The organism is Halorubrum sp. SD690R, from assembly GCF_005435035.1.
Lineage (GTDB): Archaea > Halobacteriota > Halobacteria > Halobacteriales > Haloferacaceae > Halorubrum > Halorubrum ezzemoulense.
On record NZ_SGTV01000019.1, the window covers coordinates 54,449 to 60,888 of the forward strand.

The following is a 6,440-nucleotide window of genomic DNA, read 5'->3' on the forward strand; positions in this document are numbered from 1 at the left end:
GTTGGGACGGACGGACCCCACCGCGGCCGCGGAGAGGTACGTTTTAGGCGACCGCGGTGGACCCACCGACATGGAACGCGTAGCGATCGTCGGCGCGTCGATGACGCGGTTCGGGCAGCGCGACGCTTGGCTCCGGGAGCTGCTGGCGGAGGCGGGCGCGGCCGCGCTCGACGACGCCGGCGTCGACGGCGGCGACCTCGATCACCTGTACGTCTCGAACATGGCCAGCGGCGAGTTCGAGGGGCAGACCGGCGTCCCGAACGCGCTCGCCCACGACCTCGCCGCCCAGCCGGCGTACACGGCGCGGATCGACCAGACCTCCTCCTCAGGCGGGGCAGGGGTGTACGCGGCGTGGCAGTCGGTCGCCTCGGGCGCGAGCGAGCTCACGATGCTGGTCGGCGGCGAGAAGATGACCCACCGGACGACCGCGGAGGCGACGGACGTGATCGCGTCGCTCACGCATCCGGTGGAGTACAAGCAGGGCGTCACGCTCCCCTCGTTCGCGGGCCTCACGGCGCGGCTCTACCTCGACGAGTACGACGCGCCCCGCGAGAGCCTCGGGAAGGTCGCGGTGAAAAACCACCGGAACGGCGTGGACAACCCTCACGCGCAGTTCCGGAAGGAGATCGACCTCGACACGGTCCTCGACTCGCCGATCGTCGCGGACCCGCTCCGACTGTACGACTTCTGTCCGATCACGGACGGCTCGGCGGCGCTCGTGTTCTGTCCCGAGTCGGTGGCCGAGGAGTACGCGCCCGACGGCAACTACGCCGTGGTCTCGGGCATCGGCGGGGCGACGGACACCCACGTCGTCCACGAGCGCGCGGACCCGACGACGATGGGCGGCGTCGTCGACTCCTCCGAGGTCGCCTACGAGATGGCCGGGATCGGCCCGGACGACGTCGACGTGGCCGAGCTCCACGACATGTTCACCATACTGGAGTTCCTCCAGAGCGAGGACCTCGGCTTCTTCGAGAAGGGAGAGGGGTGGAAGGCGGTCGACGGCGGCGTCACCGACCGCGACGGCGACCTCCCGATCAACACGTCGGGAGGGCTCAAGTCCAAGGGCCACCCGCTCGGGGCCAGCGGCGTCGCGCAGGTGTACGAGATAGTCAAGCAGGTCACGGGCGACGCCGGACCGCGGCAGGTCGAGGCCGACACGGGGATCGCCTGTAACGTCGGCGGGTTCGGGAACTGCGTGACCACCACGATCTTGGAGGGAAGCCAATGAGCGACCACGAGACGACCGACACCGACGCGGACGGGCAAGGGGACAGCGCCGAACCGACCTTCGAGGCCGCCGAGTACGCCGACGGCACGGTCACGTACCCGCCCCACACCGTGGGCCCGAACGGCGCCGAGCGCGTCGGGACGGTCGACCTCCGCGAGTACGAGGCGCGCGTGGTGACGTGGACGACCTCGACCGCGACGCCCCCGGGCGTCCGCGAGCCGAACACCCTCGCAATCGTCGAGTTCGAGATGGGCGACGACTACGACGGGCCGCCGGTCCGCGCGCTCGGACAGATAGCCGAGCGCGACGAGGCAGGCGGCGTCACAGGCGACGACGGGGACGATAGTGACAACGGCGGCGACCAGTTCAGCGTCGATATCGGCGACCGGATCGAGCCGGTGTACGCCGACGAACTGCGCGAGCCGGGCGCCGGCATCCGCGAGCCCGAGAGCCAGGACTGGGACGGCTTCCGGTTCCGCCCGGTGGAGTAGCCGGACGCGAATCTCACGCGCGGAACCGCGCCGCGTCGGAGTCGGCGAGCGGGCCGAGCCGCGCCTCGTGGACCCCGCCGAGCGTGTACACGTCGGGGCGGTATCGGATCGGCTTGGTCACCCCGTGTTCCTCCCTGAGCCGGCGTCGAACCCGGTCGACGTCCGTTCGATCGAAGTAGTTCGGCGTGAACACGAGCACCGCGTGGTCGGACTCGCCGAACGCCTCGCACCCGGCGGCGGTCGCGACCTTCGCGTCCCAGAACCGCTCGGCCGCGACGTCGTCGACCACCGCCTCCCAGAGGTCGTCGACCGCCTCCGCCGGACGCTCGACGAGCCACTTCCCGCTCAGGTACGTCGTCTCCAGCGCGAGGCGGTCGGCGTCGCGGACGGTCTCGGGGCCGGCCGATAGCGACTCCTTTCCGGCGTCGACCCCCGGTGCGTCCGCCTCGGTCGTCGCGGCCGGCCGCATCACGTCGTGCGCCGGGAAGTAGCCGTCGCGGGCCTGGCGGGGGAACCCCGTCACGTGTTTGACCCGGAGCCAGTGCCACCCGGCCTCGTCGATCGCGGTGGGCGAGCGGTCGGTGACCATGGGGCCGGTTCCGCGTCGCGGGACAAAACGGTCTCGCCGGCGGAGCGGGGCGGAACGGTCACTCCGCGATCGGTCCGCGGCGTTCAGATGTCCCGGTAGTCCCCGAGCCGCGCCCCGTCGAGCAGGTAGGCGTCCGCGGCGGGGAGCGCCGCGGGGAGGTACGGCGCGAGGAACGACTGGCCCTCGACGTTGACCCACGTCCCGCCGGAGCGCTCGTTGAACGCGGGGAAGACGACGAGCTCCGGCGGATCGGCCGGCGGGCCGGGAGCATCACCAGACTCGGAGAACGCCGCGGGGTCGAGGGTCCCGCGGAGCCACGCGCGCTCGACGCGCGACCCGCCGACCGAGTCCTCCAGTCGGACCTGCGGGTGCTCGTGGCCGGTACAGATCACGTCGGCGTCGCGGAGCGCGGGGTCGGACCACGTGTGGCCGTGACAGACCGCGACGCCGGAGGCCGACCCGCGACCGAGCCGCCCGCCCTCGGGGCCGATCACGTCGAGGTCGGCCGCGAACGCCTCCGCGACGCCCGCGTCGTGGTTCCCCTCGACGAGCGTCATCGGGACGCGGTCGGTGACGGCGCGGATCAGGGCCTCCAGCTCCTCCCGTTCGTCGCCGTCGGGTGCGCCGATCCGGTGCGCGAGGTCGCCGAGGACGACGAGCCGGTCGGCGTCGGTCTCGGCGACGAGGTCGCAGAGCCGCTCGCGGCGCTCGTCGGCCCGGGAGTCGAGTTCGACGCCGCGCTCGTAGCGCAGTCCGACCTCGATGCCCGCGTGGACGTCGGCGACGAGCAGCGCGCGCTCCGCGCCGAGGTCGGCCACCGCCGCCGGCTCGCCGACGACCGGCTCGACCCGCGCCATCAGATCGGCTTGAGCAGCCCGTCGCCCGGCTCGTAACACTGCCCGCTCATCAGCGCGTCCTGAATCGCGTCCTCGACCGCGCCCGGTTCGACCCCGTGGTCGTCCGCGACGCGCTCGACGACCGCCTCGCGGGGCGCCCCGTCGCCGTCGTCGAGGTCGTCCATCGCCGCGACCGCCGCGGCTTCGAGGTCGATGTCGTCAGCTGCGTCTCCGTCGGTCTCGGCCTCATCTCCGTCGTCCGTCGCGGCGGCGGTGTCGGGCTCCGGGCTCTCTGCGGCGGCCGAATCGTCCGCGGCCGCCGCGGAGTCGTCGTCGGGCTCTTCGACGATCTCCTCGGGGTCGGGCACGTCGATGTCGGCCTCGCCCGGCTCGTCGACCTCGGTCCCGGTCGCGAAGTCGGTGCCGAACTCGGACTCGATCTCCTCGCGCTCCTCGTCGTCGAGCTGGTACATGTCGTCCCCGTCGGCGTCCGGGTCGGGGGAGGGGCTCGCGCCCTCGTCGCCCCCGGCGTCGAGGTCTCCGATGTCGTCATCGCCGCCCGCGTCGAAGTCACCGATGTCGTCTCCGTCGTCACCGGCGTCGAAGTCGCCGAGGCCGCCGTCGTCGGCCGCGGCACCTTCGTCGGTCGTGATGCTATCGTCGGTCACGGTACTCTCGTCCGTCGGCTCGGTGGAGTCGCCCGCATCGCCGAGCGATCCGGAGTCGGCGGTCGCGGTCGCCTCCGGTTCGGCCGTCTCGCTTTCCGAGGATTCCGCGGATCCGGCGCCCTCCATCTCGGCCGCGTCGTCGAGCAGCGACTCGGCCTCGGCGGTCGATCCGACGGCGGCGGTCGACGAGTCGGTATCCGCGGTCGACGTGGTAGCCTCGGCGGTCGGTTCGGCCTCGCTCTCACCGGTGGCGGGTTCCGGGTCGGAGCCGACGTCCGCGGCCGCGGTCGCGTCGGCCTCGGGCGTCGCCGCCGGCTCCGCGATCGTCATGTCGGTGTCGGGGAGCGGACCAATCGCGGTCGCGTCCCCCTCGTCGGGGGCGACGTCGATCGACCGGACCTCGTCGCGGTCGCCCGCGATCAGCTCGAGCGCGTCGACCGCGAGCCGGCGGACCGCCTCTGCGTATGCCGCGGTCGTGCCGTAGTGGTCGAGCGCCTTCGGGATCCCGGCGGCGAGCGGAGCCGGGGCGCCGCCCGCCTCCAGCGCCGCGCGGAGCTCGTCGCCGCGCAGGTCGGAATCGAGGGCCTGCTCGAACGCCGCGAGGCGGTCGAGCGTCGCCTCGGCGGCGGAGACAACCCAGCGGTCGCGGGTGTCGGCGTCGACCTCGTTGAGGCTCTCCGGGCGGACGGAGGTGAAGACGCGGTCGGAGTCCTCGGGCTCGAAGGTGCGCGCCTTGCCGGTGAGCGCGACGAACGCCGGCGGGTCGGCGCGCTCCAAGAAGGTCTGCGCCTCCGGCTGATACTGGCCGGCGTAGGTGACGAACGCGCCCGACGGGTCGACGACGCGACCGCGCCGCGTCTCGTCGTTCACGCGCTCGACCTCGGTGAGCACGCCGGCGGTGAACAGGCGGTTCACCCGCGCGCCGGTCGGGGTGACGACGTAGTTGGGGGCGCGCTCCTCGTCGCTCTCGGAGTACGACAGCGAGGCGTCGTCGAACTCGGCGGCGAACACCCGGTAGGCGACCTCACGCGTGCCCGGCCCGTCGTCGCTCATTCGCCCACCTCCGCGAGCGCGGCGCGGGCGTGGGCGGCCGGGTCGTCAGCGGCGATCTCGAACTCGGCCGCGTCGAGGGTCGCGCCGTAGTCGTCGACCGAGAGGTTCCCGCGGACGCGGTAGGCGCGCCCGACGAGCGAGTCGGCGATGTCGTCCGCGACGACCTCCTTGTCCATCGCGTCCTTCGCGGCGGCGAGGGCGTCGTCGAGCCCGCCGCCGTACACCTCGGCGGTGAGCTCGTCGTCCAGGACGACGGTCACGGTGTCGGTGCCGTCGTCGAGGATGGCCTTCACCCGTAGGTCGTCCTCGCCGTCCACGTCCCCGTGGCTTCGGCACTGGCCGTTCTGGACGACGCGGCCGCACTCGGGGCAGCGCTCGATGAGCCCGGAGCCGTCGCGGACCTCCAGCACGTTCCCGACGACCTCGACGTCGAACATTCCGCCGGAGCCGACGGCGTCCGCGACAGACAGCCGCGGGGCGTCCTCCGCGACCTCGACGGGGTCGGGGAGCGGCGTCACCGTCGAGAACTCGGTGAGGTTGATCGAGGGGACGCCGCGGAACTCCCGGACGTACACGTCCTCTATCCGGAGGTCGGCGCCGACCTCGATCTCGGAGCGCGGCTGCCAGTCGGTGAAGAGGAGCTTCGCCGTCTCGTCGCCGACGACCCCTTCGAGGATCTCGGTCTCGCCGTCGCGCCCGGAGATGGTCTTCTCGTCGACCTCCAGCACGCGGACCTCCACGTTGCGGCCGCGGTCGCCGGCCGCGATGTCGACGAGGCTGCGGTCGCCGCCCACCTCGCGGTCGACCGAGACCTCCTCGTCGGCGATGGCGACCGTCGTCGAGTCGTTGAGGTTCAGCTCCGGCGCCCCCTCCCACTCGCGGACGCCGGCGTTGCCGATCGTCAGCGAGTCGCCCGGCTCGAAGCCGAAGTCCTGCCACGCGGTGTAGGAGATGACGCCGGTCTCGTCGGCGATTTCGCCCTCCCGGATCGTGAGGTCGTCCCCCTGATACCGGATCGTGCGCGTCCCCTGCGTCAACACGCGAACCGTCACCGTCACGCCGTCGTGGTCGGTGGTGATCTCGCCCACGTCGACGGCGTCGGGCGTCGGCGTCGAGCCGCCGCCCCCGCCGCCGTGCTTCCGGCGGACGCTCTGTTTCGCCTCGTCGATGGGGACGCTGTACTCCAGTAAGTTCTGTAGGTCGGCTTTGACCTCCTCTTTGTCGACGCCGAGGTCGGAGGCGAGCTCCTCGGCATGGCTGTTGACGTCCATCGAAGCGAGGTTCGGCGCGGCCGCACAAAAGGATTCACCACCGGTGAGCGCCGGCGACGGACCGGCCCGCGGCGCCGTCGGGGACGGCCGGTAGGGCTAAACCGTCCCCGGTCGCAACGTGGGGCATGGACGAAATCGACATCGACGCGCGCGTCACCGACGACCGCACGGTGGTCGACGTGGCCGGCACGCGAGACGTCGCGGTCGTCGTGCGGTCGGAGGGCGGCGAGCGGATCTACCTTCCCCCCGAGGGGTTCGACGACCCGGTCGGGGGGTCGCCGTACACCTCGCCGTATCAGGG

At 72.4% G+C, this 6,440-nt stretch carries 6 protein-coding genes; 2 read left to right on the plus strand and 4 right to left on the minus strand.

What is annotated here, in order from left to right; genetic code table 11:
• The first annotated feature begins 70 nt into the window (after window positions 1-70).
• Together EXE41_RS12415 and EXE41_RS12420 are read left to right on the plus strand one after the other, a co-directional pair.
• On the plus strand, window positions 71-1,231 hold the full coding sequence (locus EXE41_RS12415) for a thiolase family protein (protein WP_137691176.1): 1,161 nt from the start codon (window positions 71-73) through the stop codon (window positions 1,229-1,231).
• Complete coding sequence (locus EXE41_RS12420) at window positions 1,228-1,722, plus strand: hypothetical protein (RefSeq protein ID WP_086216781.1); 495 nt, start codon at window positions 1,228-1,230, stop codon at window positions 1,720-1,722. Before EXE41_RS12415 ends, EXE41_RS12420 begins: the two co-directional genes overlap by 4 nt.
• A 13-nt stretch (window positions 1,723-1,735) precedes the next feature.
• On the opposite strand, the gene EXE41_RS12425 is transcribed toward EXE41_RS12420, so the two are convergent.
• The 4 genes from EXE41_RS12425 to EXE41_RS12440 form a co-directional block, all read right to left on the minus strand.
• A complete protein-coding gene (locus EXE41_RS12425; protein ID WP_086219650.1) occupies window positions 1,736-2,311 on the minus strand; it encodes a putative phosphothreonine lyase domain-containg protein in 576 nt (191 codons plus the stop codon).
• 83 nt (window positions 2,312-2,394) lie between these two features.
• Window positions 2,395-3,168 (minus strand): metallophosphoesterase, encoded by a 774-nt coding sequence (locus EXE41_RS12430; protein ID WP_086216783.1) that lies wholly within the window; start codon window positions 3,166-3,168, stop codon window positions 2,395-2,397.
• Window positions 3,168-4,868 carry a hypothetical protein gene (locus tag EXE41_RS12435; RefSeq protein ID WP_086219649.1) on the minus strand — a complete coding sequence of 567 codons (1,701 nt, stop codon included), beginning with the start codon at window positions 4,866-4,868 and terminating at the stop codon, window positions 3,168-3,170. The genes EXE41_RS12430 and EXE41_RS12435 overlap by 1 nt, the downstream gene beginning before the upstream one ends.
• A complete protein-coding gene (locus tag EXE41_RS12440) occupies window positions 4,865-6,139 on the minus strand; it encodes a Single-stranded DNA binding protein (RefSeq protein ID WP_137691177.1) in 1,275 nt (424 codons plus the stop codon). Before EXE41_RS12440 ends, EXE41_RS12435 begins: the two co-directional genes overlap by 4 nt.
• Window positions 6,140-6,440 lie beyond the last annotated feature (301 nt).